Source organism: Arthrobacter methylotrophus (assembly GCF_039539965.1).
Taxonomy (GTDB): Bacteria; Actinomycetota; Actinomycetes; order Actinomycetales; family Micrococcaceae; genus Arthrobacter; species Arthrobacter methylotrophus.
Genome location: NZ_BAABED010000001.1, coordinates 2068267 through 2091948, shown reverse-complemented (window position 1 = coordinate 2091948; position 23682 = coordinate 2068267). Strand labels below are relative to the sequence as shown.

23 protein-coding genes and 3 pseudogenes are annotated in these 23682 nt (G+C 62.6%); 18 read left to right on the top strand and 8 right to left on the bottom strand.

The genetic code is table 11. The annotated features are described in order from the left end of the window. Positions 1–3: 3 nt before the first annotated feature. Positions 4–195: pseudogene (locus ABD884_RS26175) on the top strand (hypothetical protein); the annotation flags it as partial. Positions 196–261: 66 nt separating this feature from the next. Here ABD884_RS26175 and glgX read toward each other — a convergent pair. Continuing rightward, positions 262–2496, bottom strand: coding sequence for a glycogen debranching protein GlgX (gene glgX / locus ABD884_RS11100; protein WP_345045420.1), 2235 nt, complete (start codon positions 2494–2496; stop codon positions 262–264). Positions 2497–2611: 115 nt separating this feature from the next. After that, positions 2612–2950, bottom strand: a complete 339-nt coding sequence (locus tag ABD884_RS11095) for a diacylglycerol kinase family protein (protein WP_345045414.1) — start codon at positions 2948–2950, stop codon at positions 2612–2614. Between the two features lie 26 nt (positions 2951–2976). Here ABD884_RS11095 and ABD884_RS11090 point away from each other — a divergent pair, with 26 nt between their 5' ends. The 6 genes and pseudogenes from ABD884_RS11090 (at position 2977) to ABD884_RS11065 (ending at position 8429) form a co-directional block, all read left to right on the top strand. Continuing rightward, positions 2977–3240, top strand: coding sequence for a hypothetical protein (locus tag ABD884_RS11090; protein WP_345045410.1), 264 nt, complete (start codon positions 2977–2979; stop codon positions 3238–3240). Between the two features lie 87 nt (positions 3241–3327). Next, positions 3328–3459 (top strand): annotated as a pseudogene (locus ABD884_RS11085) (ABC transporter permease); the annotation flags it as partial. Between the two features lie 197 nt (positions 3460–3656). Further along, entirely contained in the window at positions 3657–5186 is a 1530-nt protein-coding gene (gene istA, locus ABD884_RS11080) for an IS21 family transposase (RefSeq protein WP_345045407.1), read from the top strand. Next, positions 5183–5971: an IS21-like element helper ATPase IstB gene (istB, locus tag ABD884_RS11075; RefSeq protein WP_345045403.1), complete on the top strand. Its 789-nt coding sequence runs from the start codon at positions 5183–5185 to the stop codon at positions 5969–5971. Before istA ends, istB begins: the two co-directional genes overlap by 4 nt. 616 nt (positions 5972–6587) lie before the next feature. Next, the gene (locus ABD884_RS11070) at positions 6588–7436 is read left to right on the top strand and encodes a transglycosylase domain-containing protein (RefSeq protein WP_345045395.1); all 849 of its coding nucleotides are present in this window, start codon (positions 6588–6590) and stop codon (positions 7434–7436) included. A gap of 408 nt (positions 7437–7844) precedes the next feature. Continuing rightward, positions 7845–8429, top strand: a complete 585-nt coding sequence (locus ABD884_RS11065) for an HhH-GPD-type base excision DNA repair protein (RefSeq protein ID WP_345045390.1) — start codon at positions 7845–7847, stop codon at positions 8427–8429. A 23-nt stretch (positions 8430–8452) separates the two neighbouring features. On the opposite strand, the gene ABD884_RS11060 is transcribed toward ABD884_RS11065, so the two are convergent. Further along, complete coding sequence (locus tag ABD884_RS11060) at positions 8453–9106, bottom strand: dihydrofolate reductase family protein (protein WP_345045387.1); 654 nt, start codon at positions 9104–9106, stop codon at positions 8453–8455. Positions 9107–9510: 404 nt separating this feature from the next. Here ABD884_RS11060 and ABD884_RS11055 point away from each other — a divergent pair, with 404 nt between their 5' ends. The 4 genes from ABD884_RS11055 to ABD884_RS11040 all read left to right on the top strand — a co-directional run bounded on the left by ABD884_RS11055 (position 9511) and on the right by ABD884_RS11040 (position 11241). Further along, positions 9511–9735: a hypothetical protein gene (locus ABD884_RS11055; RefSeq protein WP_345045384.1), complete on the top strand. Its 225-nt coding sequence runs from the start codon at positions 9511–9513 to the stop codon at positions 9733–9735. Next, entirely contained in the window at positions 9677–9847 is a 171-nt protein-coding gene (locus ABD884_RS11050) for a hypothetical protein (RefSeq protein ID WP_345045379.1), read from the top strand. Before ABD884_RS11055 ends, ABD884_RS11050 begins: the two co-directional genes overlap by 59 nt. A 155-nt stretch (positions 9848–10002) precedes the next feature. Continuing rightward, complete coding sequence (locus ABD884_RS11045; protein WP_345045376.1) at positions 10003–10146, top strand: hypothetical protein; 144 nt, start codon at positions 10003–10005, stop codon at positions 10144–10146. Between the two features lie 834 nt (positions 10147–10980). Then, positions 10981–11241 (top strand): hypothetical protein, encoded by a 261-nt coding sequence (locus ABD884_RS11040; protein ID WP_345045373.1) that lies wholly within the window; start codon positions 10981–10983, stop codon positions 11239–11241. A gap of 169 nt (positions 11242–11410) precedes the next feature. Here ABD884_RS11040 and ABD884_RS11035 read toward each other — a convergent pair. From ABD884_RS11035 to ABD884_RS11020, 4 genes and pseudogenes are all read right to left on the bottom strand, one after another. Then, positions 11411–12276 (bottom strand): annotated as a pseudogene (locus ABD884_RS11035) (IS110 family RNA-guided transposase); the annotation flags it as partial. A 60-nt stretch (positions 12277–12336) separates the two neighbouring features. After that, a complete protein-coding gene (locus tag ABD884_RS11030; RefSeq protein WP_345045369.1) occupies positions 12337–13611 on the bottom strand; it encodes a tyrosine-type recombinase/integrase in 1275 nt (424 codons plus the stop codon). After that, positions 13611–14549 carry a hypothetical protein gene (locus ABD884_RS11025; protein ID WP_345045363.1) on the bottom strand — a complete coding sequence of 313 codons (939 nt, stop codon included), beginning with the start codon at positions 14547–14549 and terminating at the stop codon, positions 13611–13613. Before ABD884_RS11025 ends, ABD884_RS11030 begins: the two co-directional genes overlap by 1 nt. Further along, entirely contained in the window at positions 14546–15109 is a 564-nt protein-coding gene (locus ABD884_RS11020) for a tyrosine-type recombinase/integrase (protein WP_345045359.1), read from the bottom strand. Before ABD884_RS11020 ends, ABD884_RS11025 begins: the two co-directional genes overlap by 4 nt. Between ABD884_RS11020 and ABD884_RS11015 the strand changes: the two genes are divergently transcribed. Further along, a complete protein-coding gene (locus tag ABD884_RS11015; protein ID WP_345055334.1) occupies positions 15057–15803 on the top strand; it encodes a hypothetical protein in 747 nt (248 codons plus the stop codon). The two genes, ABD884_RS11020 and ABD884_RS11015, sit on opposite strands and share 53 nt — an antisense overlap. A gap of 169 nt (positions 15804–15972) precedes the next feature. On the opposite strand, the gene ABD884_RS11010 is transcribed toward ABD884_RS11015, so the two are convergent. Further along, positions 15973–17760: a zinc metalloprotease gene (locus tag ABD884_RS11010; RefSeq protein ID WP_345045352.1), complete on the bottom strand. Its 1788-nt coding sequence runs from the start codon at positions 17758–17760 to the stop codon at positions 15973–15975. A gap of 157 nt (positions 17761–17917) precedes the next feature. Here ABD884_RS11010 and ABD884_RS11005 point away from each other — a divergent pair, with 157 nt between their 5' ends. The 6 genes from ABD884_RS11005 (at position 17918) to ABD884_RS10980 (ending at position 23623) form a co-directional block, all read left to right on the top strand. After that, the gene (locus ABD884_RS11005) at positions 17918–18040 is read left to right on the top strand and encodes a hypothetical protein (protein WP_345045349.1); all 123 of its coding nucleotides are present in this window, start codon (positions 17918–17920) and stop codon (positions 18038–18040) included. Between the two features lie 587 nt (positions 18041–18627). Then, a complete protein-coding gene (locus tag ABD884_RS11000) occupies positions 18628–18834 on the top strand; it encodes a hypothetical protein (RefSeq protein ID WP_345045346.1) in 207 nt (68 codons plus the stop codon). A gap of 48 nt (positions 18835–18882) precedes the next feature. Then, entirely contained in the window at positions 18883–19068 is a 186-nt protein-coding gene (locus ABD884_RS10995) for a hypothetical protein (protein ID WP_345045341.1), read from the top strand. Positions 19069–19082: 14 nt separating this feature from the next. Continuing rightward, complete coding sequence (locus ABD884_RS10990; RefSeq protein ID WP_345045336.1) at positions 19083–19259, top strand: hypothetical protein; 177 nt, start codon at positions 19083–19085, stop codon at positions 19257–19259. Between the two features lie 669 nt (positions 19260–19928). Beyond that, positions 19929–22298, top strand: coding sequence for a DUF7927 domain-containing protein (locus ABD884_RS10985; RefSeq protein ID WP_345045333.1), 2370 nt, complete (start codon positions 19929–19931; stop codon positions 22296–22298). Beyond that, positions 22295–23623 (top strand): zf-HC2 domain-containing protein, encoded by a 1329-nt coding sequence (locus ABD884_RS10980; RefSeq protein WP_345045330.1) that lies wholly within the window; start codon positions 22295–22297, stop codon positions 23621–23623. Before ABD884_RS10985 ends, ABD884_RS10980 begins: the two co-directional genes overlap by 4 nt. Positions 23624–23682: the final 59 nt, after the last annotated feature.

The following is a 23682-nucleotide window of genomic DNA, read 5'->3' as shown; positions in this document are numbered from 1 at the left end:
CCAGCCGCCGTGCAAACCGCCGCATTCGCCACGCACCTCATTGCGGACCTGGCGATCGCATAGGAGAACAAGGGTCGGATCGCCAAACAAGACGACGTCGGCATTAACACTTTCTGCAAAACGGCTGCGACCTTGCTCGGAGCTGCCGTGACCCTATATGCGAGGATCCTGGGCAAGAAAGTCGAAAAGACTTCACTCAGCACAGAAGCAGCTCACAGTAAATGGGGCGACCAGTTCCTGAACCGACCGCCCCATTTACTTCTACGTCGTCTTTCTCGTTCTCTTGGGATCCGCAACAGTAGGTGACGTGAGCGCCGCGGTTTCGGCGGTCGACGTGAGCGTCAGCGCTGTCAGGGAAGCGGCGACGGAGTGGTCCGGGTCGGTGTCCGGCACGCTGTGTGCCCGCAAGACCACGAGCGATTTGGCCCCGACACCGAGGACGGTTTCCGCCAGTACGGGTTCGGTGTCGGCTCCGCCGCCAGCGGTATCGATGATGATGTCCCACGCGGGCGCGTATTCGTCCGAGGGAACCCTGAAACCGACTTCATCGTCGTGGGCGTTGAAGTACAGCAGGAAATTAACGTCCTTGATCCGGCGCCCCTGGTTATCCCGGCCACGGATCCCGTCACCGTTGAGGAACACCCCGACGGAGCGACCGAAACCGCTGTCCCAGTCCGAGGGCGTCATCGTGGTCCCGTCCACGTCCAGCCACACGATATCCGGAAGCCTCTCGCCTTCCCCCCGAAGCACCGGACGGCCATCAAAGAACCGGCTCCGCCGGAACGTGGGGTGCTTGGCCCGCAACGCACTGACCGCCGCCGTGAACTCCACCAACGGCTGATCCACACTCTCCCAATTGATCCACGTCAACTCCGAGTCCTGGCAATAACCGTTGTTATTCCCCCGCTGCGACCGGCCCAGCTCATCACCATGCAACAGCATCGGAACACCCTGGGAAAGCAGCATGGACGCAATGAAGTTCCGCTGCTGACGGGCCCGCAGACCCAGGACCTTCGGATCCTCCGTGGGCCCCTCAACCCCGCAATTCCAGGAACGGTTATGAGACTCCCCGTCATTGTTACCCTCACCGTTGGCCTCGTTGTGCTTCTCGTTATACGAAACAAGGTCAGCCAACGTGAACCCGTCATGGGCCGTGACGAAATTGATCGAAGCCACCGGACGCCGCCCCGAATGCTCGTAAAGGTCCGCCGAACCAGTCAACCGCGAAGCGAACTCACCCAGCGTGGAAGGCTCCCCCCGCCAGAAATCACGCACCGTGTCCCGGTACTGGCCATTCCACTCCGTCCACTGCGGCGGGAAATTCCCCACCTGATACCCGCCCGGACCCACATCCCAAGGCTCCGCAATCAACTTCACCTGCGAGACCACCGGATCCTGCTGGATCAATTCAAAGAACGTCGAGAGCTTGTCCACATCATAAAACTCCCGCGCCAACGTGGAGGCAAGATCAAAACGGAAACCATCCACATGCATCTCCGTCACCCAATAACGCAAAGAATCCATCAGCAACTGCAAGGAATGCGGGCTGCGCACGTTCAACGAGTTGCCCGTCCCCGTGTAATCCATGTAATGCTTGAGATCACCCTCCACCAGACGGTAATACGCGGAATTATCGATCCCCTTGAACGACAAGGTGGGCCCCAGATGATTACCCTCGGCCGTGTGGTTATACACCACATCGAGAATGACCTCGATACCCGCCGTATGCAAAGCCCTGACCATCGCCTTGAAGTCCTGCACCTGCTGGCCGGTATCACCCTTGGAGCTATAACCATTATGCGGAGCGAAGAACCCGATGGTGTTATACCCCCAGTAATTATTCAACCCCCTGTCCTGCAGAATACCGTCGTTCGTGAACTGATGGACCGGCATCAGCTCGATAGCCGTGACCCCCAGCTTCTTCAAATGGGCAACCACCGCCGGATGCGCGACACCGGCATACGTACCGCGCTGCTCACCGGGCACCTCCGGGTGAAGCTGCGTCAGGCCCTTCACATGCGCCTCATAAATCACCGAACGGTGATACGGGATCCGAAGCTGCTGATCACCGGCCCAATCGAAAAACGGATTGATCACCACACCCATCATCATGTGCGGCGCGGAATCCTTATCATTCCGGGAATCAGGATCCCCCATGTTGTAAGAGAAAAGAGCCGGATCCCAATCGATCTGCCGATGCACAGCCTTGGCATAAGGATCCAGCAGAAGCTTGTTCGGATTGAAACGCTGACCCGCAGCAGGATCATACAAACCATGCACCCGGTACCCGTACTTCTGCCCCGGCTGAACATGCGGAAGATAACAATGCCACACATAACCATCCACCTCGCTGACGGTATAGCTGACCTCATTACCGTCCTCGTCAAAGAGACACAACTCCACCTTCTCCGCTTTTTCGCTGAACAACGCGAAATTCGTCCCCGTGCCATCGAAAGTAGCACCCAACGGATACGCGGATCCTGGCCAAATTTCCATTCATGCTCCTCATCGCGACGTCCAAGCCATTTGCTCGCGAGGAAGTCCTCACCACATTCCAGCAATTACTAAGGCTGCTGACTATATCCCATCGTCGGCGGGACTGTCCCAAAGTTCAGTGCGCCGCCGGGGCGCATTCGATCCTGACCGCGATGTGTGCGTCTACGGATTTCCCTTCACCGTCGATCTGAAAGGAGAAGGATTTGACCCTCCACTTTGCCATGCAGGGGAGGACGATCACTTCTAACTTTCCATCAGAGAGCTTGTCGTGCGCGTCGCTCAGCGTGACGTACTTCGCCATCTCCGGAATATTGGCAAGCACAAGACTGTAGAGCCTGCTGCGCTTACCGTCGGCCTGGCGTATTTCAAATGGCTTGATCTTCAAGAAGGTCCGGATGATGGAGAGCTTTCCCCGAAGAGCTCCCTTGCCGCCCTTTTCCAGATCCATAGCCACCACCGGAGTCAGCCCGAAGCCGACATATGAGTGCGTATGACGGACACAACCAGCACATCCCCAGTGCCGCGCACGCCGTCGCGTGCCAGTTCGACGGCGTGCCCGGCATGGTTAGTTGGCTGGAGTCTGATGTCCACCGGGTAGCTGAGAACATCTTCCAACTTCCCGCGGAACTGCTCCGCCGGCCGGGGAGCATCCCGGTGCTGTCGGGATTGAAAATAATGACGATCTACGCGAAGGTTCTTGCGGAAGTCATTGCCGCTCCCGATCTTCGCTGGTTTGAACTGTAGGGCCCGTTATGGATAACGCCGGACATACGCTTTCGGATCCAGGTCCCGGCCCGTGATCCATCCTGCAACTCTATTGAAAGGCGTTGCACTTTGGATGGTGCCGGAGGATTCTCCTACGCGCTGATCTTCCTGCCGTTCATCAACTCGGCATTCGTCCCCACGGCAACCATGCCGGGTCCCGTGCGCGCTTCCGCTGAAAACCAGCCTGTCACCTCGATCGCCTGTTAGCGGCCATGAAAAACTGCCCGTAGGCGGCCACGAAAATGCCCACTGACGGCCAGTAAAACTGCCCACCGGTGGCCATGAGATCTGCCCACTTCCTTACTGAACCTGCCGCGTCTTAAGCGGCGGGGGCCTCTCCCCGGGATTTGATGACGGTGTCTAGACGCACCAAGTCACTCAGGAAGAGGCCCTGTATGAAGCATGACGGAGAAATCATGGAAATTCTTGCTGCCTACGATCTGACCGGATCGCTACGGGCAACGGCGGAGCTCACTGGATGCTCGCACCACACTGTTGCCAGACATGTCGCGGCGCGGGACGCCGGCCGGCCAATCGCCGAACCGGCGCCTCGGCCCCGGGTCACCGATGCGTACCTGCCCAAAATTGAGGAATGGATCGAGGCGTCCAAGGGTCGGATCCGCGCCGACAAAGCCCACGAGAAGCTCCTCGCCCTGGGCTATGCGGGGTCGGAGCGGTCCACCCGCCGTGCGATCGCGCAGGTCAAAGCCGCATGGCGGCTGGGCCACACCCGCGTTCACCGGCCATGGATCACAGAGCCAGGGATGTGGCTGCAGTATGACTTCGGCGACGGGCCACGCGTCGGCGGGGTGAAGACCATCCTGTTCGTGGCCTGGCTGGCGTTCTCCCGGTTCCGGATCGTGATCCCGTTGCGGGACAGGACCGCGCCGAGCGTGTTCGCCGCCCTGGACCGCTGCTTCCGCATCCTGGGCGGGGCACCGACCTATGTTCTGACGGACAACGAGAAAACCGTCACCACCGCCCATGTCGCCGGAGTCCCGGTGCGGAACCAGCAGACCCTGGACTTCGCCCGGCACTACGGCATCACCGTGCTGACCTGCCAGCCCGCGGACCCTGCCACGAAGGGTGGAGTCGAAGCGTCCGTGAAACTGGCCAAGGCCGACCTCGTGCCGAAGGACACTAACCTCCGGCCTGAGTACGGTTCTTTCGCCGAGCTCGAGGCCGCCTGCCAGGCGTTCATGGACGAAGTAAACAACCGTGAGCACCGCACCACTCGGCGTAAACCGGCCGCGGTGCTCGCAGAGGAGGCATCCCGCCTGCACCGGATCCCGGAGACCGCGCACACGGTCGCGTTCGGACTGGCCCGCACCGTTCCGGAGAACACCCCGATGGTCACCTTCGAAAACGCCCAGTACTCCGTGCCCGCGCACCTGCTCGGAGCCCGGGTGTTCGTCCGCTGCCACGGCACCGGACCCGACGAACAGATCATCATCGTCCACCACGGCCCGTCCGGTCCGATCGAGGCCGCACTCCACGGCCGAGCCAGGCCCGGCAGCCCCGCGATCATCGATGAGCACTTCCCCGGGACCAGGACCAGAATCCCGGGCGACTATGCCGTGATGGCCCGCAACGCCGGCGAGGCCGAGTTCCTGGCCATCGGTGAGGGCGCCAGGACCTGGCTTCTGGAGGCCGCGGCGGCCGGCACTGCCAGGATGAACGTGAAGATGGCCGAGGCCGTGACCCTGGCCAAAATCGCCGGGACCGCTGAAGTTGATAAAGCCCTGGGCAACGCAGCAGTCCACGGCCGATTCGCCCACCCGGACCTCGCCTCGATACTGAACGCCAATATCCAACGCACCACCGCCCACTCCGCGGACGAGACCCGGTCCCTGACCCAGGGCACCGGCGCCTGGGCAGCTATGGGCGCCGGACCGTTCGCTACGCCGAAGGAGCAGAACCGATGAGCCCGGTCACCACCACGAACACCACCGCCCCGGCACTGCCGGCAGACCTCGAAGCGCTCATGCGCCAGCTGAAGATGCCCCACGCCCGGGCCCTCGCCCCGGAACTCATCGCGACCGCACGGGCCCAGCGCTGGGAACCGGCCGAGGTCATCAAGGCCCTGTTCACCGAAGAAACAGCCGGCCGTGCCCGGTCCATGCTCGCCACCCGCCGCAAAGCAGCAGGCTTCCCCACAGGCAAGACCTTCGACGCCTGGGACCCCGCAGCCTCCTCGATCCCGGCCCCGACCCAGCGGGCACTGCGGACGCTGGAATGGATCACCCGGCGGGAAAACCTCGTCGTCTGCGGACCCTCCGGGACCGGGAAAACGTTCTTCCTCGAAGCCCTCGGCCAACAGGCCGTCGAAGCCGGGATGCGCGTGGCGTGGTTCCGGCTCGAGGACCTCGGCGCCCTGATCCGGGCCCACCGCACCGATGACAGCGTCACCCGCGCGGTCGCCAGAATCCTCCGCGCCGAACTCGTGGTGATCGATGACATCGGCCTGTTACCCGTGGCCACCGACGCCGCCGAAGGCCTCTACCGGGTCGTGGACGCCGCCTACGAAAAACGCTCCGTCGCGATCAGCTCGAACCTGCACCCGGCCGGCTTCGACGAGCTCATGCCCAAAACCCTCGCCACGGCCACCGTGGACCGGCTCCTGCACCACGCCCACGTCTGCCAAACCAGCGGCGACTCCATCCGCCTCACCCAGGCCCTCGCCGGAAAAGGAGTCACCCAACTGAACTAACACGACCCGAAGATGGCCGATCCCGCCGAACCATGCAGTGGGCAGATCTATTGGCCATCACCGGGCAGTTTTGCTGGCCACCAGCGGGCACATTCACTGGCCGTCGGTGGGCAGCAACTGATGGCCATTGACAATCGCCAACACGATCCAAGACCTGCTTGCACAACGACCGGTCGGCTGCGAAATCTAAATCCCTCTCGCGTGGTGCTTCGGCATCCTCCCATTGTTGTCTACGTTCTCGCCGTCGCCGCATACAGGCGCAGGATCACCTAAGGCCGCAGCCATCGAACACGTTCGGGAACTCCCTGAAGGGAAACTGAAGGCCCGGAGAGCGTAACAACCAGAACAGCCCGGTAGGCTTTCGTGCCATCCTCCATCCACTTAAGGGTGACCGGGCGGAACGAGACGCGAAGGCAGACCGATGGACACTCCAACACCACCGACCCCGCCGCGACATTCGCAGCCGGGGAGCTTTGCTTTACCGGGCCCGCCCGGCCTAGCGCGGACCAAGGTCGTCAGCTACCCAGTGCCGACCCCTACGGTACCGGGAGGGCCTGCAGCGGAACGGGCGAGGCGGCCTGTAGCGGGGCCGGATCAGGCCCGTCCGCCGGCCGTCATGGACAGTTATCCGGTTAAGCGGGGTAAGCGCAAGTGGCACCGTAAGCTCCTCCTGGCCCTGGCCGCCCCGCTCGTCCTGATCCAGGTCATTGCGTTCCTGTTCGGCATGGGTGTGACCCCGCCGCGCACCGCTTACATGCTGGAGGCGGGCGAGCCCAACGTCTACCAATTCGTCTCCATCAACCACATCAGCCGGCATCTGCTCGCCGCGACGATTGCCCACGAAGACGAACAGCTCGGCACCCGCAGCGGCGCCTTCGACCTCGGAGACTTCCAGGCCAGGGCACAAGCCTATTTCGAGGGAAAGCCCGACCCGAGCGGATCCACGATCCCCCAGCAGCTGGTCAAGAACATCTTCCTCTGGGACGACCAGAGCGCCGTCCGCAAAGGCATCGAGGCCGTCCTGGCAACCCAATTCAGTTACACGTTGAGTCCCCAGCGGACTTTGGAACTGTACCTTAACTACGCCCAGTTCGGGCCCCATCTGTATGGGGTCTGCGCCGCCAGCTGGTACTACTTTGGAACACCGCCGTGGAACATGTCGGACTACCAGTCTGCGCAGCTGATGGGTGTTCTTCCACTGCCCGACCTGGTCAAGCGGGACCCCAACGGAGGCATCTATCTGGGCACGGGGGTCCATCCTGCGGTGTGGAACCTCGTGAACGGAGCCGCAAATGTTTGGGTGCCCCGGCAGCTCGTCGGCCTGGGCGGATGGCAGGCGGCCGTCGCGACGGTCGGCATTACGGACACGGCAGACAGCCATGCCGCCCAACGCTCCGACAGCGACGCGTGCTCCACCATGCCTCAGGACGTGAAGGACCGCATCCAAAGCGAAGACGGATCATAGAGAGGGCGCGACCTATGCGGCCCGCGCCCGCTTGCCGACGTCGGCGGATCAGCGCTTCCTGAAAGCGTCTTTTATCTTTTCACCTGCCAGCCTCGGTTCCGACTTGACGGGCCTTGCCCTTAGCTTTCATCCGGTCATTGCTGGTGGCCTCGCCAGCTGATTCCTCGGCCCTGCCGGACCCCAACCCATGATCGCGCTCCTTAGTCCGAGTTCCTTAGGCGAGATGCCGCAGCAATCGGTAATTAATTGCAGGGACTGACCTGCTCCAATGGCACCGGTCGCGAGACTTTGCCTGGCTGACCCGGGCTGGGGAGTTGATCCTTGCCGGTCGGGCTTTCGGCCATGTCGGCTGGGCTTCACCTCTATTTGCCCCTGCGGATGAGGGGAAAGGGGTGGGAGGATGGGCGCATGGAACTGCACATCACTGGCGACCCCGCCGTCGATCAATTGCTCAGCGACGACGCGTTCGCACTTCTCATCGGCATGCTGCTTGACCAACAGGTGACCATGGAATCTGCGTTTGCCGGCCCCGAAAAGATCCGGACCCGCATGGGGACCGTGGCGCCCGCAGCCATCGCCGAATTTGACCCCGCACACTTCGTTGAGATCTTCAAGGAGCGTCCGGCCATCCACCGCTTTCCCGGCTCCATGGCAAGTCGCGTCCAGGACCTCGCCATGACCGTAGAGCGCGACTGGAATGGGAACGCAACTGCGATCTGGACCCAGCACCAACCTGACGGTCAGGAAGTGCTCCGCAGGTTGAAGGGATTGCCTGGCTTCGGAGAGCAAAAGGCAAAGATCTTCCTGGCACTACTGGGCAAACAGTGCGGGCTCCAGGCGCAAGGATGGCGCGAGGCCGCTGAACCTTACGGCCAGGAGGGCGCATATCTTTCTGTCGCCGACATCGTGGACTCGGACTCGCTCAAAAAAGTGCGGGCGAACAAGCAGGCCGCCAAGGCCGCCAGCAAAGCGGCCAAGGCATCCGAACGCTGAAAAGCACGTCACTAGTTCGCTGCCTATTCCCCTGGTGTGCTCCACGTTGAACCGCTGCTTGGCGGCCCGTTGAGCACGGTTGGGACGTACTCGAGCATCTGGAGCCGGGCGTCGAAGGTCCTGCTGTCCACCATCTCGAGCGAGACATCCGGATAGCCGTCGTAGATCCGCTCCCGCCCGGTGCGGCCCGTGATCACGGGGAAGACGACCACCCGGAACCTGTCCACGAGACCCGCAGCCAGCAGCGATCGGGAGAGGCTGAGGCTGCCAAGGGTGCGCAAGGTTCCCGTCCCGCGGCGTTTCATGTCCGCCACGGCCTCGACCGCATCCCGGGTGACTAGCTCCGAATTCGGCCAAGTCAGAGGTGCCTGCAATGTGGAGGAAAAGACGACCTTGGGCACGGTGGCGAGGCCGGTCAGGCTGGCCCCCTCGTCAACGGAGAACCCCGAGCCCTCGGCCGCGGCCGCCTCTGACATGCTGGACATGAGCCGGTAGGTTTTCGCTCCGAGGAGGGTCGTGTAACCCTTTCCCGCTTCTTGCTCAAGCCATGCCAAGTATTCCGGCCCCTCCAGTCCCCACCAGCCGGGCCATCCCTCGGCCGAGGCATAGCCGTCCAAGGAGATGATCAGGTCAACCATTAGCCCCGCTGATGACGCCTCCGCAGTTGTCTTGCCCATGGCTCTCCTCACCACCTTTGATCGGCGTCGGTCTCGGGTGCGCCCACAGCACAAGACGGTTGGTTCCTGCCGTGTGCGTGCCGGCAATGCTAGACCTGGAGCGAACAGGGTTCAAGGGGGCGCGTTGACTCTCTGGAAACCTCCGCCTAGCCGGATACGTTGCCTCACTGGAAAAGGTCCGGGAAGGTGCAGGCGCGGACATCCTTGAGGGATGGGACTGACGATGAGCCAGCGCAGGGCAGTCACGGTGATCAAGGCGCGGGCGCATGCCCGCGGGACCCGGTTCGGAGAGGATACGGGTTCTGGACGCGCTCGTGGCTGTCACCGGGTAAGTATCTGCCGCCACGATGAATCCCAGGGCCTAGACCGAGAACGACGCGGTCCGCAACGGGGAGCACAAATGGGTGCTCGCAGCCTCTGACGCGGTCGTAGCCCGGCTACCGTTTCCGCTGGTCGGCCTGCACAACGATAACGGCGGGGAATTCATCGACTTCGCCCTGATCATGTGGGCCGGCGACAAAGACTTCTACGTCGCACGGACCCGGCCGGACAAGTCCAACGACACCGCTCATGTCGAGCAGAAGAACGGCGACGTGGTCCGCCCGGCGCGCCTTCCACTACCGCTATGACACCGCCGCCGAGGTCAAGTTCCTCAAGGCCCTGGTCCGGGAACGGCTGAATCTCTTCACCGCCACCACCAAAGCAACCGGCCGGCGCTCGAACAAACGCAAGCACAAATAGCTGAGGCATGCACGACCCCTTTGAGAGCGTCTTGACCCGAGTCGTTACGGGGGCACCTGCAAGGTGTGCCGTAGTCCGATGGATTTGAATGCTGCGTCAAAGCTCCGCCTTTGAGGGTGCAGCTTGCGTGCCGCAGTGATCGTGGAACCCAGATCGTGAACCTGAGGACCTCAATTGCGGCCCGTGGTCTTGCAACTCGGCGCAGGATTGGTGGAGATCCCAGCCAAGGGGAAGTGCCCCGCACGACGTGCGGGGCACTTCTCGACTACTGGGTACGGGACTTCCTCAGCCGATCCTGAGGAAGTGGAGGGCAAGGTTGAAGTTAAAGGTGGGCGTCAAAGAAAAAAGAGTCATGATTATTCCGTTCTTGTCGAGTTGAACTGCGGACGAAGCTCCACGTGTGCATGGACCCGGGTGCCCGGAGATTTGAGGCAGTGCGCTTCTGCTTTCAAACGACCGTCGTGGATTCCTTGGTATAACAGCCGAGCTATCACTGGCTTGTGACTTGACTTGTGCTGTTACATAAGTAGTAGGCGCGAGTTTGACTCCTGTGACGCGAAACTGATAGTAAAGCTGGATCAGATTTTTGGGCGGCCCGTACGCCGGATCCGCGGAACCGGTTGCTGGGTCGGTAGGTGGCGCCATGTGGCTACGCGAAGTTTTGACGGCTCGGCGTTCCAGCTGGGATCTGGCTCATTGATCTTCTTCGAGCCATTTTCTGGTTTCAGATGCCAGAGCATTCAGTAGTGCGGCCGGCCGCACGTTCACGGCCGGCCGCGGAGTTTGCCAGGTCTCAGGCAGCAACCCCGTACCCCACAGCCAAGCGGACAATAGGGGCACACTGGCTAGGTGACGGACGGGGGACCATCCGTTACCCAGCTTCCTATTACTAGCTTGCAATCCATTGATCGTGACGGGACTCCAACAAAAACAAACACTTTCGTTCTGGAAAGTTTTGCGACTCCTGAGCCTCATCGTCCACTTCACCTCCGCGGCGCCCTAGGGGGCTGCTGAACAACTGGGTTGTGGGGCGACCGCCAGGTAGGATGAAAAGCCATTCACCACAGTCAGTCCCGGCGGCGACAGGAACCGCCGCATCGCATTCATCCTAAAGAACCTCACCTGGTGATGCGGTGGCGTGGATCAATGGCTCCATCACTGCGTTCGTCAAACCTGCGTTCGTCAAAGAACGAGTGACCAGATGGATACTCCGAAGTGGGGAGTCCGTATCGTTCAGGACCCAGGCTGTGAACATGATCTGCCCCGGCATTACGGTGACCGTGTCGGCACTGTGGACCAACGTAATACCAGTCAGTACCGGCCGCGAGGCCAACTCCCCGGGGATCTTCCCCTTCACGAGGCGAGGATCCCTGGCAAGCCGGACAACCCCTTGATTTTCCTAAACCGCCTCTTCGTGGTTGGTGGGGAATTGAGTTCGTGTCGTTGAAGACAAGAGGGCCCGTGGCCCTGCTGGGATGAGTGTGTCTGACATGAAAATGAGGTTGGCTCCATAGTTGGCGGCGATTGTGGCTGGGGAACAGGGCAGCTTGTTCGGGCCGGCATCTATCGGGTTGCCGTGAGTGGTTCGATGGTGACTTTGTAGCCCAGGGATTCGAGTTGTCCGATCGCGTGGGCCTTGGTCCTGGAGGGTGTGCGTCGGGTGAAGTAGTCGGCTCCCGGGTCCCGGTAGAGTTCGCCGGTGGTGAGCATGTGCCAGGCGGCGGTGAGCATGGCGTGTTCGACGGCGACGAGTGCTTTGACGGGTCCGCGCCGGGACGCGATGCGCCGGTATTTGGCGGAGAAGTAGGTGCCGTTGGACCTTGCTGCCGAGAGCGCCGCGATGCCCAGGGCGCCTTTGAGATAGCGGTTGCCGGGCCGGGTTTTGGCGGACTTGACCCTGCCGGCGGACTCGTTGGCTCCCGGGGACGTGCCTGCCCAGGATGCCAGCTGTTGAGGTGTCGGGAAGACGCTCATGTCGGCCCCGGTTTTGGCGATGAAGACCTCGGCCACGGTGGTGCTGAATCCCGGGATGCTGATCAGGAGTTCCCGGGCGTCGCGAAAGGGTTCCATCGCCTCCTCGATCCTGGCACTGAGGTCGTTGATGTCGGTGGTGTGGGCGTCGATCCGGTGCAGATACAGGGCGGCCATGTAGCGGTGATGGTCAAGGAACCGTCCGGTCAGCGCATCGGTGAGCTCGGGGATCTTCGCACGCATCCGCCCGTGATGTCCGTGGCCACCGAGGAGAGCTTGATGCACGCATCCTCGAGGAGTTTCTCGAGCCGCTGCACTTCCCGGGTGCGCTCCCGGGTGATGACGGTCCGCGCCCGGGTCAGGTCCCGCAGCTCACGGATCGGCGGCGGTGGCACGAAGGAGGCCCTCACCAGCCCGTGCGCGCCCAGATCAGCCAGCCACGCAGCGTCGGAGACATCTTCTCCGAACTAGAAATGGTCTTGAATTCCAATGCTGAGCCGCTCGGCGCCGGGCTGGGGTCAGCCGGGCGGGTTGTTGGGCCGTCCCGTGGTGGCGCGTCCGGCGGTATCGGTGAAGGTGGGAAAGCCGAGCCGGACGGATTGTTGGCGGCGGGCGCTGATCTGGTCCATTTGTGCGAGTTTGGCACGGGCGCCGGCGAGGCTGACTTTCAGTCCTTCTGCTTCGCCGAGCCAGCGGTTGGCCTCGGCTTCGGCGATGCGGGCGATGAGGTTGTCGCGGATCTGCGCGAGGCGTTGGCGGGCGTCCGGGTCGGACCGTAGCAGCGGGCAGCGTAGGCAGCTGTGCTCGTGGATGCAAGGGGTGTCGTAGGAGCGGCCGCAGTCGCCGAGGGAGACTTTTCGGTGTTCGAAGTGGCCGATGAACTGGTCCCATTGCTCATCGGTCGGGGTGCGGTATTCCTCGTTGGGGCGTATCGCGCGGCGGCGGGCGAGGAAGGCGCGGTGGGTGTTGAGCACTTCCTCCGGGTAGACCGCCTTGTAGCCCATGGTGGTGTTGATGTCGCGGTGACCGGCTACGAGTTGGGCGATGTGCGGGGGCATGCCGTGCATGATGGCGTCGGTGATGAACAGCCTACGGAAGTCGTGGAAGGTGTTGCGCATGGGGTGGCCGGAGGCGTCTTTGACCCCGAGCGCGCTCAGCGCGTGGTCGAGGTAGCTGCGGAGCGCCCCTTCGGACACTGTCCGGTTCTCCAGACGGCGCCGCCATTGGAACAGCAGCGGCATGGGCGGGTTGTAGACGCGTTCGTTCTTGTCGTGGGAGACCACGAGCGGCACTTGCTGCTGTCCGGCGCGGATGCGGGTCACGATGGCAGAGAGCGCGTCGGCGAGTTCGGGCGAGATGACCAGGAGCCGTTCGGCGTCGGTCTTGGATGGGGCGATCTGCAGCAGCGGGATCAGCTCGCCGGTTCCGGGGAGCCGGTATTGGATCAGGCTGTGGTGCGAGAGCTCGGTCAGTTCCTCGATCCGGAGCACGGTGTGGCGCAGCACCTCAACCATCGCCCAGGTCCAGAATCCGCGGTGCTCCTCGAACGTCACGTCGAGGCGTTGCCCCGTGTCGGGGTGTTCTGCCCAGACGCGCCCGGTGCTCTCGGTCCGCATTGCCGCGCGCCGCAGGGTTTGCCCGGTGCGGGTGGTGAACAGCTCTCCGGGCGCCCACTCGGCGATGTCGAGGTAGAAGGCCCGCACCGCGGAGAGCACGCTGCGTCCGTCCAGTCTGGGCGTTGTGAGCGTGATCTGCTCACCGCCGGGACCGGCGGTGGTTCGGGTCCGGGTCATCACCCGTAGGCGAGGCGTTGCAGCGAGGAGAAGTCAACCGCGGGCTGGCGTTCGCGCAGGTAGTCGACCAATACGTCGCGCACCGGGCGGCAGGCGATCCGGTAGCGGTCGATGAGCTGCTCACAGCTTGGCTGGCCACGGCCGGAGAATACCTCGATCGCGGCCGGAGCATCCTCGCCGAGCACGCCGTGGGCGTGAAGCAGTTGGTAGAACAGCGGACTGGTGGCGTGCGCTTCCAAGCCGGAGGATGCGCGCAGCCCGGCCGCGCCTTCCAGCATCTGGACACAATCACCGGCCCTATCCTCGCTGACCGGTCCGCCATTGGGGGCCATGATCATGGCGATGCGGGTCAGGGCCTGCTGCCCGCTCTGCAGCCCGACCTGGGCGCGCGTGCACGACTCTGCCAGCTCCGCGAAGGCCGAGCTGTCACAGGTGCGGGCCATCTCGGTGGCCAGATTGCGGCGTGCGGGGACGAACCGCAGCAGCCAACCGAGGCCCGGTCGGATCACATCGACGCAGATCAGCACCAGCAGTCCCGGACTCAGATGCGGCAACTGCCTCCGGGATACTGCCTGCGCGCATGAGCGGCCTGCGGCCGTGACCGTGACCATGTCGCGCCAGTCCGGGTGGGTCTCCGCGCCGCTGGCCTGCCAGCGTTGCTGCCAGCTCTCGCCTGGGTGGGTCTGCAGCCAGCTCAACACGGCCAACACCCCTGTCCGGCGCGTCTGCTGGCTGAGCCGGTTATCCAGGGTGAAGGGCGCGGCCAAGACCCGGGCGAGCACCTCAGCGCGACTTGCCTCGGTGGCCGGCCAAGATGCGGCTGGCGGGCGGGGCGGGAACGCGGCCAGCAGCTGCGCCCCGGTCGGCTTCGCGGTAGCTTTCGCCGCCGCTGCCGCGGTCTCTTCAGGGATGATCGTCTGGTTCGTGCTGCCGGTCATGATCCGGCCTCGCCGAAAAGGATCCGCAGGCTCTCGGGCCGGTATCCCGCCGCTGGCGGAGCCTCAGGGCCGCGTTCGCGCTGCCTGGCGTGAAAGGCCAGCACGCCGGCGATCACGTCCTCGGTCACCGGGTTCAGATAGCGCTGCGTGGTCGACAGGTGCGCATGGCCCAGCACCCACTGAACATCCGTCAACGGCATCTGCGGGTCCCGCCCCATCCGATACGCGGCGGTATGGCGAAGATCGTGCAGTGACCAGTTCGCCCCCAGCGCAGCGTTCGCACGGGTGAACATGGCCCGTGCCGGGTCGTATCCCAACGCCCGGAACGGACGGCGCAGCGTCCACCACAGCGGCTCGTCCCGGCCAGTCGGCGCCAGGTCCTCCAGCTGCGCTTGGTAGAGCCGCAGCCAGACGAACGCATCCGGTGCGGCCGGCAGCGGTTGCATCACCCGGGTTCCCTTGCGCATCACCGTGATCAGCTGCTGGCCCGGATCGACATCACCGGCCGTGGCGCCCAACAGTTCACTGGCCCGCGCGCCGGTCGAGACCCAGAACGCCACGAGCGCTCGGTCGCGATGCGAGCCCAACTGCGCGAACAGCTCATCGAACCGCTCGTCCGGGATGCTGCGCGGCGCGCGTCACGAGCTTCGGCCGCTACCGGCCACGGGGTTCGCGGCCGAACGGCTCCATCGGACTGCGATGCGCTCCCGCACGGCCGGCACGGGCATGCGGTGCCAGCGGGAACGGGTTGAGCATCGGCCCGGTCCCGGCTTCCAGATGGAAATCATAGAAGCCGCGCAGCACGCCCTCGCAATGCGCCCCCGTCGCAGGCTCGTACCGATCGCCACCAGATGGCTTGCCGGTCACCGCGTTCACTCTGGCCACCGCCGGGTCTCTGCCCGATCCCGGGGAACCACCAGCCGGATAGCGCCAATGCGCCCGCGTGGGCTTGGCCGTGACCTGCAGCCACCGGATAGAATCGCGTGCCTCAACCCGTGTCGCCTGATTCCAACCACCCCGAGCGCCCACAAGAAGCGGAACCAACGCAACAGATCCATCCCATACGACCGCCGCCGGTGCAGCGCACCGCCTCCCTCCTTCACCAATTCCCTCAATCGGGTCTGCTTGGAAGACAGGCCAGAGGCAACGATCTCTTTCACGAGCCATGACGCCCAGCCGAAAACCGGCACCACCCCGGCCCCTCCCAAGGCCACCGTAAACGACGACCACCCCACCTCAACAGGGGGTACTTAAGGGATACAAGCCCCTAAACCGAACCCTTGCATCAACAAGCGCCTTGCCCTCCTTTCTCCTTCCCGGTCACGGCACGTCATTTCCACCGTCTGCCCTCGTGGAATCAACAGCAGAAACCGCGCCGAATTGACGAAGAAGGCGGACCCTCGACTGGAACTTGTTCGACTCACTAGTGCCGTCCGGGACGCCGCCCGGACGCAATAGCAACCACCCAGCCCCCAATGAACAGAGCGAACACGCCGGCGATGAACCAATACGGGGCACTGCCTGCGCCAGTTTCGGCGAGGGCAGTGCCTACGACTGCTGAAACTGGGCCCGTCTGCCGCCCTTTAGGAGCCGTAGATTCCGGCCGCGGCGCTCCTGCAGCCGCAGAAGCAGACGGCGTAGACGGCGAAGACGGCGGCACAGCCGCAGAAGCAGACGGCGCAGACGGCGAAGACGGCGGCACAGCCGCAGAAGCAGACGGCGCAGACGGCGAAGACGGCGGCACAGCCGCAGAAGCAGACGGCGCAGACGGCGAAGACGGCGGCACAGCCGCAGAAGCAGACGGCGCAGACGGCGAAGACGGCGGCACAGCCGCAGAAGCAGACGGCGCAGACGGCGAAGACGGCGGCACAGCCGCAGAAGCAGACGGCGCAGACGGCGAAGACGGCGGCACAGCCGCAGAAGCAGACGGCGCAGACGGCGAAGACGGCGGCACAGCCGCAGAAGACGGTTCAGCTTGCGTGATTGTTCCGCGAACCGTGTACCAGCCGAGGCTTCCATATGTAGGAGAAGCCACGGTCTTTACAGCAGTGTTGGCATTCATCTTGCCCAGTGAAGCCTGCTCAACTTTGAGAACATATGAACCATCGGCGGGAACATCCAGATCAATCCGGGCACCGGTCCCAGTGGCCTCGCCGGGGATCTGTTGAACAAAGGTTCCGCTTCCGCTCCTCATTTTCTGAACGACTGTCTGCGCAGCTGGGTCGATGGGTCCGGCGAGGATTTCACCGCCCGATCGAAGCAGAGAAACTTTGACGTCAAGTCGGCTAAAGGGGCCGATAGGAGCTATGTCAATTGACGCCGGCCCCTTGCCAAGATGAAGGGAATAGTAGTTGGGTGCATCGTTTGTTACGAGTTGTCCGTTCGCGGACAGAGATGTCGTGGTGGTATTTAATTCGCGAGGAGCTGCCGGATTGGTTGATTCCGGAGTCTGGACGAAGGCGACCTTGCCAGAGTAATAGGTTTCAACAGAAACAGCATTAGCAGGATTAGCTTTGGCCGCAGCTGTGCATTCTCCCCCGATGAGTTCCGGCGCGAATGTCGTTCCATCGCTCGACGTGCAATAGCTTCTGACTGGGGAACCAGCGGAATCGAATCCGACAGACTTTGTTGCATCTTTGATGCTTCGTTCTGTCGTCATAACTTTTATATCGTCCTGTCCCGGGTGGGTGTCGTTGGGATAGCCGCCCGACCAGCGGGAAAACGCTACACGCCCAGTTGAACCCATGATCGGCCCCCAGATCCCTTCCTCCGGCCTGTAGTACTCGGTCTGACCGTTAGTTGATGGGGTGAACCCGTGGTGAAGCAGGCCGAGGGTGTGGCCGATTTCGTGAACTGCAGTGTTCCCAATTGCATGGCCGGGGTCCCCATCGTATGCCTTTTGCCCGTTAACAAGTGAGACTGCCTGATTCCTCGCGTAGGTGGAAGAAACGAAGATCTGGTTCTCGTAGGCACTACCGAAGCCGTTGTCCGGGGCCCTTCCCGTGTTGCTGGGCCCGCTATAGACCTTGTCGAATCCGGGGTCTGCTCTGGTGTTGCTGCTGATGTTGACAACCACCCCGTAGCGTGTGTCCGCTGGAGTGGTTTTCACGAGATCATCGTTGCTCGGTTTTGTCGTCACAACATTCACGTCGAATGAAGAGAAGGCTTGGACTGTTTCCTGGTAGGCCTCGAGCTTTTCAGCGTCGGTCATGCCACTAGCTTTGAAGGGCAAGATATTTAGTCCGGTGAGGTCATTCCACGATGTTTTCGTCAATGAACCGCCCTCAAAGTTCAAAAATATAGTTTTCGGAGCAGAAGGGCGGCTTCCTTTTGCAGGAATAGCACTCAGCTCTGGAACGAATACGTCTGTGCCGGTTGCTGCGTGCGCGGTTGGCGCAATTGTGGCGGCAGTTGTCGTGGCAGCGAGCGCGATGCAAACAATCGCGGCACCCTTCAAGAAGCGCTTGATTTTGGGGCGCAGGACCGGTTGAGGGACTTCGGTGCCGCCGTGGTTCTTTTCAGCAAATGTCGTCATGGCGATTTCACGCATCTTTCGGTCTTCGATTGGTTCTGAAAATACCCACGAGATTCCTTCCGCCGCCGCGGCCCCCCGTGGTCAACGATTCCTTTCGGCGGAGCCGTGCTGGGCGCAACCGGGGTCTGTGGGTTTTGGGTATCGCGGATGGTAACGCCATGGTGGGCACGTGCAACCTTCGTAGCCGTTCGTCGTGCGCTGCCAGTGAGTCTCTGCCCCGACCCCGACCACTGGGTGCCGGTCCGCATTTTGCCCAGTCACGATTCCTGCTTCCTATTCGTCATTCCGGCCGGTCCATAGCGCTGATGCTCCTGCGCCGCCCGCCCTCGCAAGACGGAGTAGCGGGAACCCGGGCTTAAGTGACGCCAGCTGCGATCAACCGCGGGAAGTGCATTTGGTGGACGAGGAGCTTCACGCGCCCACAACCGCTGACTTGTCACCGAACCCTTGACGAAGAGCTCGCCAGATGGTTAAGTTCCCTGCATTCTTTGAAATCCGACTGAAACTAATCTCATTTATGATCTTTAGCAATCAGGAACACCAATGTCGACGGACCCCGTCGCGAACAACACGAATGCCCCAGGGAGCACGCGCCCAATGATGGGTTTCAACGACTGTGCCCGATTCCAGTGCACTCCGCAGGCCAGACTGGACGGAACGACATGCGGTTACTCCTTCCAGCAGTTTCATGCAGGACCAAGGAGTCGCCACGAAGGGCCTCCGATGGTGGACGCCGTTACGCCAACGTGACCGTCGACGACTGCTGAATGGCTCCCCGGAACACCGAAGGAAATCTCCGTGGCGCCAACTGGGGGCTCCTCGTCACAGCCAGGCATCGATTACGAACTGAACAACTACGCCCCGGTCCACGGATTTGGAGAGCTTGCGGGTCTCTACAACACTCGGGTCTCTACAACACTTCCGGCGCGTCGACGCGCCAGGGCGTCGTTTCGGGTTCCCAAGGACACCAACAAACGGATGTAAACTCCTACGTCAACTTGGGAATTGGCTCCCTGAAGCTCGACAACTGCACCGCAATCAACGGCGCCACCCGCAAGGATCTTTTCACGGCCGTGGCCCAGGCCCTCAACACCGCGACAACCGGCAATCCCCGCAAGATCCTGTTCACCGAGTCTGCACCGGCGCCCCCGGCCAACTCGGCCGCTAAATCCTAACCAACTCTTCATCGGAGAAAATGGGCTGACCGCCCAGCAAAAGGGCAGCGGCATCGCGACCAGACGAATACGGACATCATCGCCGTCGACCAGGACTCCCACACCTCCGGGGGCCTGGGTCAGCGACAACAACTCTGATCCGGCAGCCGGAACATGCGGACAAGCCGTACCGACACGGCAAATCTCCCCCACGCGGGCAACACAAGATTCGCCCCCGTCGTGCTTGGGAATTCTCGCCTCGGGCACCCGAGCGGGAACCGCGACCTGTAACGGAAGCCAGCCACAGCAATGGACGCGAAACGCAAACAGCGCGGTCCAGCTGCTCGGCACAGGTCAGCGCATCGGCAGGACAGCCAGCGGATCCACGAATCCGGTCAACCGAGCCATGGGAATTCGCCGTTTAATGACGCGGCAACAGTCAATGGCCCCTGCTGGACATCAGCTCGCCCGATAGAGCCCTGCGTGAAAACCAATATTCCTCACCGCGTCACAATCAGACCCCTGGCTGCTAGTTAGATGTGTTCGGACCCGGAGGGGTTTGGCACGCCGTAGTGATTCGGACGAGCGGAAAGTAGAACAGCCCGCAATGTGCCCTGGCCATCAATCACCTGAAAGTACGCCGGATCGGCCGCACCCGTTGCGGCGAAGTTAGACGACGAAAGAACACACATGTTGAGCTCTGTCCGCCGCTTATCTCTGCGCAAGACCCATTTCCGCGCGTTCGCCGGACTGACCACCGGCATCGGGCTCACCCTAGGCGCAGTGGTTGCCTCTGGCTACGGCCCTGCGTTGCCAGCATCGGCAGCTCCGGGATCCAAGTCAGTCGGGGCAATCAAGGATCCGGTGAAAATTTGGTCCGAAGACTTCGAGACCGCAGGCCCGGCGGCTACCGCGCTGCGCTCGTACACGTCAGCCTCTGGCTCCACATACACGGCGGACCCGTACTGGCTCAACCAGAGTCTGTGCAACGGAGCCATCTTGAGCTATAACTCCGGATCAACGCCGGACTGCCCCGATGACGCGAGAGGCGGGGGCGGATCCCGGCAGAACCTTCAGCGGCTGGCCGACACCCTTGGCCAATACCGGCTGGGAGTGCCGGGCTCAATAAACCCGGCAGCACCGGCGAACGGTTCAACGGCTGGCACCAACCCTGCCACCTCCTCACAGGCAAACCGCGTCGTCGGCGAAGCCACCATATCCTCCCCACGACCGTTCGGTCAGATCGAGTTCCGAACGGCCAATCCTATCTCTTTGCCGGAATCGAACCGGTTTCTGGCCCTGTCCGTTGATGTCGCCGACGTTTCATGCGCCGTCCCCAGCCACTCAAAGCTCGATATTTCCTTCATCGACCAGGCAGGAACCGAAGTCCCCACCGGTAGCGCTCCATATTCGGTCTGTGACGACCCGGGACGGAAGTTCTTCGCCTCGCCGGTACCCCAGGGCGTCTCAGGCTGGACGTTCGGCGGGAATTCGGTCGCGGTCGGAACCATGAAACGGACAAAACCCGTCCTCATCCGCGGCAACAATGCAGGTGTTCAGATGAGGAACCAAGCCCCATCCAGCTTCGGCGATGACCATGCCTTCGACAACCTCAGTATCTATGACCTCACACCGACCCTGAGCCAGACATTCACGTCCGTCCCAGTCCCTGCAGGGGGGTCGACCGAACTGCGAATAACCGTTACCAACACGAGTGATCTTGAAGCCAAACCTGGCTGGTCGTTCACCAACGCCCTCCCGTCGGGACTCACCCTGGCCGGCGCCGTACCGATTGCCAGCACGTGCGCCAATGGAACCGGATCCCCAAGCGATGGAGGCAAGTCGTTCACGGTTTCGGGTGATCTGCTGCAAAGCCAGTCAGACTGCACCATCACGGTGAACGTAACGTCCGCTGTCAGCGACACCCCGTCCCGTAAGACTTTCACCAACTGCCCAGCGAACTTCGCCACTCTCGTAGGGCTCAAAGCCCCCGAGTGTGCCACGGTAGAGGTTCTTGGCAAGCCTGCAGCGCCCGCGCAGGTTCTTGACATCCCTGCGGCGTCTCCGCAAGTCACTGTGACCAAATCGATCGTCCCCGCTTCGGGCTCCCCTGTTAAGGTCGGCCAGGACCTTGCATACTCAGTGGCATTCAGGAACAACGGGACCAACGTCGCTCACATCGACCGCGTCGAGGACCTCCGCGGCGTTCTCGACGACGCCACACTCGCCGGGCCCCTCACCGCATCGAACCCAACATGGACTGTCGGGCCCTTAAAGGAAGGGATCGCCCCCATCCGGGGCGCACTCGCGCCGGGCCAGACCGTGACCATCCACTACTCTGCCAAGATCAAGCCTGACGGTAAACGAGGCGATAACGTCGCACTGAGCCGGCTCCTGCCGGCAGGCGTCCCTCAGGATTCCACCCCCAGCAAGAGCTGCCGCCAAGCGGAGGCATGCCTAGAAAATCCAGTCTCGTCGTGGTCGGTCTCCCTGACAACGGACAAACCCGCTGCTGCTCCGGGAGAAACGGTGAGCTACACGGCAAAACAAACAAACACCGGTGCTGTCGCAATCCAGGATCCTCCCCGGATCAGCATTGACTTGAACGGGACCCTTCAGGACGCCCACTACAACGGTGACGCTCCCGCCGCCGTCGACTACACCATCCCTCGGCTGAGCTGGTCCACGAAGCTAGCTGCGGGAGAGCAGCGAACCATCACCTTTACCGTGACCGTAAAACCGACCGCTGGAACCAACCACAGGCTCCGCAGCGTGGTCGATGGCGGCTCCAACTGTCCTGCCGGCTCCCCGGCGCCGGAGTGCAGCGCCGACACCATCGTCAGTGCGTACCCGGCCACCGGTCCCAGCGCCGCCCCCGTTCCACCAGCAGACCAGCATGATCTGGCGGCGATCACGACGGCGACCACCAGGACGCCGAACTGGCCACTGTTTGTCGGGGGGGTGGGTGCCCTCACTGCCGGCGTGGCATCCGCCTCAGCCCAATTCCGGGGCCGATCACGCGCTGAGAGGAACCCGCGCGTAAAGAGGAACAGGCTGTGACAACCGATTTGGATTCCCTCACTGACGGGGAGCTGCTGGAAGCCGTTCGGGCGGGCAACGGACACGCCTACGGCATCCTCTTCGGCCGCCACAAAGACGCCGCCCTGCGGGTCGCCCGCCGGCAGACTCCGGACCGACACTTGGCCGAGGACGCGGTCAATGAAGCCTTCGCCGCCGTCCTCTCCGCGATCCATGGAGGCTCCGGTCCCGTCGGAGTTTTCGGTCCGTACTTGCTCTCCAGCGTGACGCGCACGGTCTACCGGATGAATCACCGCAGCATGCGCGAAACCCCGGTCCTCGACACGGCCTTCCCCGACGTCGCCGCGCCGGAAACGCATACCGTACTCAGCGAGTTCGACAATGCCGCCGCCAGGGAGGCCTTCAAGGCCCTCCCGGCACGTTGGCGAGAAGTGCTGTGGTACTTGGAAATCGAGGAAATGCAACCCCGCGACGCCGGCCCGTTGCTTGGTCTGTCACCCAACGCCACAGTTGCCCTCCACCGCCGTGCCAAAGACGGTCTGCGCTTGGGCTACTTGCAGCAGCACGTCGCCGTCGATGGGCCCGATAACTGCCGGGATATGGCATCCCATATCCCGGCCTACGTCCTTGGCACGCTCAAGCAAAGCCGCAAAGCCGCGCTTGAGCGGCACCTCGAATCCTGCGAGAAGTGCGGAACCGTCCTGCTCCAGATCCAGGACGTGGCGGTACATCGTGCTGCAATCCTCCCTGCGCTGACCCTCTCGCCCCTGTCCCAGATATGCCCTTCGAGTGAGCGCAAGTCCACGGATCCAGATGCCCCGAAGAAATGGAACAAGGACACCCTGTTGACCATCTTCACAACGGTCATGATCGCCTCCGCGTTGGTCCTCGGGTCCTTTTCGTTCCTGGCTCCGACTTCCGCTGAACAAGGTCAGGTGCCGCTGAAGACTCAGGGGCCCCCGACGTCGGACCCCGCATCGCCGCAATCACCGGCACTCGAGGCACAGTTCGACGTGCTCAGCCATTCGGCCAACCAAGTCGTCGCGAATGTCAAAGTCCAATTCCCAGACAATCCAACGACGACCGCACACGTGGAACTCAATCCCGGATCCGGCCACGCGATCAGCCAAATCACACCAGATCCTGCCAACGGGTGGACGTGCACCACCACAGCGAACGGGACCGTGGATTGCCGTGCTCCCGAGCTTCCGTCCTCGCACCTTGTCCTGACTCTGAAAATGGACAGGCCCCCGTGCCCCAGCGGCACACCCGTCTCGCTGTTGGTGTCCCTCAACGACGTCGAATCCCTCCAACAGTCCTGGCAAAGCCCCTGCGCCGGCAACTAAGACCCTCTTGAGGCCCACAAGACACAGTGGACCACGGACGAGAAGGGTCCTGAAACCTG

What these genes read in the sequence shown, in the direction of transcription:
- ABD884_RS11070 (WP_345045395.1), top strand. Translation starts at nt 6,588, where the DNA reads ATGGACAGTTATCCGGTTAAGCGGGGTAAGCGCAAGTGGCACCGTAAG.
- ABD884_RS11030 (WP_345045369.1), bottom strand. Translation starts at nt 13,611, where the DNA reads ATGACCCGGACCCGAACCACCGCCGGTCCCGGCGGTGAGCAGATCACG.
- ABD884_RS10985 (WP_345045333.1), top strand. Translation starts at nt 19,929, where the DNA reads ATGTTGAGCTCTGTCCGCCGCTTATCTCTGCGCAAGACCCATTTCCGC.
- ABD884_RS11065 (WP_345045390.1), top strand. Translation starts at nt 7,845, where the DNA reads ATGGAACTGCACATCACTGGCGACCCCGCCGTCGATCAATTGCTCAGC.
- ABD884_RS11025 (WP_345045363.1), bottom strand. Translation starts at nt 14,549, where the DNA reads ATGACCGGCAGCACGAACCAGACGATCATCCCTGAAGAGACCGCGGCA.
- ABD884_RS11000 (WP_345045346.1), top strand. Translation starts at nt 18,628, where the DNA reads ATGTCGACGGACCCCGTCGCGAACAACACGAATGCCCCAGGGAGCACG.
- ABD884_RS11090 (WP_345045410.1), top strand. Translation starts at nt 2,977, where the DNA reads ATGAGTGCGTATGACGGACACAACCAGCACATCCCCAGTGCCGCGCAC.
- ABD884_RS11010 (WP_345045352.1), bottom strand. Translation starts at nt 17,760, where the DNA reads ATGACCGACGCTGAAAAGCTCGAGGCCTACCAGGAAACAGTCCAAGCC.
- istA (WP_345045407.1), top strand. Translation starts at nt 3,657, where the DNA reads ATGAAGCATGACGGAGAAATCATGGAAATTCTTGCTGCCTACGATCTG.
- ABD884_RS11050 (WP_345045379.1), top strand. Translation starts at nt 9,677, where the DNA reads ATGTCGAGCAGAAGAACGGCGACGTGGTCCGCCCGGCGCGCCTTCCAC.
- ABD884_RS11060 (WP_345045387.1), bottom strand. Translation starts at nt 9,106, where the DNA reads ATGGGCAAGACAACTGCGGAGGCGTCATCAGCGGGGCTAATGGTTGAC.
- glgX (WP_345045420.1), bottom strand. Translation starts at nt 2,496, where the DNA reads ATGGAAATTTGGCCAGGATCCGCGTATCCGTTGGGTGCTACTTTCGAT.
- istB (WP_345045403.1), top strand. Translation starts at nt 5,183, where the DNA reads ATGAGCCCGGTCACCACCACGAACACCACCGCCCCGGCACTGCCGGCA.